The organism is Micromonospora sp. DT53 (genome assembly GCF_049841535.1).
In the GTDB taxonomy this organism is placed as follows: Bacteria; Actinomycetota; Actinomycetes; order Mycobacteriales; family Micromonosporaceae; genus Micromonospora.
The window spans coordinates 1-1,669 of the sequence record NZ_JBNCKM010000023.1 but is presented as its reverse complement, the minus strand read 5'-3'; the positions used below and the strand labels follow the sequence as shown (position 1 = coordinate 1,669).

Sequence of the window (1,669 nt, the reverse complement as noted above, 5' to 3'; positions counted from 1 at the left end):
GTGGTGGGCGGCTTGCTCGGCTTCGTCGTGGCGTCGTAGCTGCCGTAGACAGGCGATGCGTCTGGTGAGGGATGACTCGTGTTTTGGGTCGATGGTGAGGGCTTGCTCGGTGGCTGCGAGGGCGCGTTCGTAGTCGTGTTGGTCGTCGTACAGGTAGCTGAGTTCCAGTCGCAGGGTGGGTGAGTCGGGCCGTGCGTCGATTGCTTCGCGGGCTGCCTGTTCGGCCTGATCGAAACGACGTAGCCGTCGTAACTCCGTGATACGCCACTCCAGAACGCAATCGTGCTGCGGGTCGATAGTGATTGCTCGCTCGATGGCCGCCAGAGCGCGCTCGTAGTCGTGCTGGTCGTCGTACACGTAGCCCAGTTCGACGTACAGCAGGGGTATGTCCGGCCTGCGACTAACTGCCTCATGAGCGCTTCGCTCGGCTTCGCCCCAACGCCGCAGAAGCCGTAGCTCGGTGGTGCGCCACTCAAGCGCATCGGCCGAGTTGGGGTCGAGGGCGAGGGCCTCCTCGAAAGCCGTTAAAGCCTCTTCGCGGCGGCTGCCGTCGTGAAAGACGTATCCAAGTTCGACCCAGGGCTGTGGATAGCCCGGTTTTCGAGCGATGGTGTCTTCCGCTAGCTGCCTAGCCTCGGCGAGGCGGCGTAAGCCGCGTAGCGCCTCCAGTCGCACCTGTAGGGCCGCTACCTCGGCGTGCACGTCGTTCACCACGTCGAGCTCCGTGAGCGCACGCTCGAATTGGTACCGGTCCAGCAGGCTTCTGGCGTATTCGATTCGGACCGGCCAGTCGGCCAGTCGGGCCGTGGTGGCGAGCGTGTCGACCTCGTCGAAGCGGCGCGTGCATCGTAGTCCGTGCAGCAGCCAGGCTAGCCCTCGTGGGTCATCTGGGTTCAGCGTGTAGGCCTCCTGGAAGTACGGCAGCGCCTCCTGGAATCGGTGCTGATCGACCAGTAGTCGCCCGGTCGCGACACGTACAAGCGCACTTGCAGAATGCTTCTGGCACCCCTCGGCAGCCAGTGCCGTGGCCTCGTCGTAGTGACGCCCCCGGCTCAGGCTGGCGATCAGCCAGGCGGACACCTCCGCGCAGTTGCCATCCAACTCGTACGCTTGGCGGAGCACTGCAGTCGCGTCGCCTGGCCGGTACAGGGCAAGCAGTAACCGCGCATGCGCTATGGCCAGCGTGTTCGATAGTTCGGACTGACCCACCAGTGCGCCTTCGAGTAGACGCAGCGCTTCAGCTGCTCGATGAGTACGCCGAAGTTCGTTAACGCGCCCAACCAAGGCTTCAGTGGGCCGGAGAGGGCCCATCGGCCCGGCCGTCTTGTCTACGGCTGAGGCGGCGTTTGCCTGAACGGGAACAGCTCTGTCGAAGGGCTTCTTGTGCACCGCGCATCTCCTCCGCTGGCCTCGGATCGGAGGCAACAACCAATGATTAACGCTGGCCTACATCAACACTGTCGGGTAAGCGACCCGACGTGCCCCTGGGACGGGGCGTGTCTCGACTCGATGACCGTCACAACACGTCGAACCACAGAGGAAGCGGGTGCGGTCAGGCCTCGCGGCGTTCTGGGTGGGACCCCCGTTTACCCCCCCCATTACCTTCTTGGTGGCCCCGCAATGGGGCGCCCGGCCTCCGGGTCCGGCATGACTGCTCCCCCCTGTTGAA

Annotated in this window: 1 protein-coding gene; it reads right to left on the bottom strand. The window is 64.5% G+C overall.

Annotated elements, in window-relative coordinates:
• On the bottom strand, positions 1-1,389 hold a 1,389-nt coding region (locus ACLQ3B_RS33630), incomplete at its 3' end, for a tetratricopeptide repeat protein (RefSeq protein WP_425784685.1).
• Positions 1,390-1,669 lie beyond the last annotated feature (280 nt).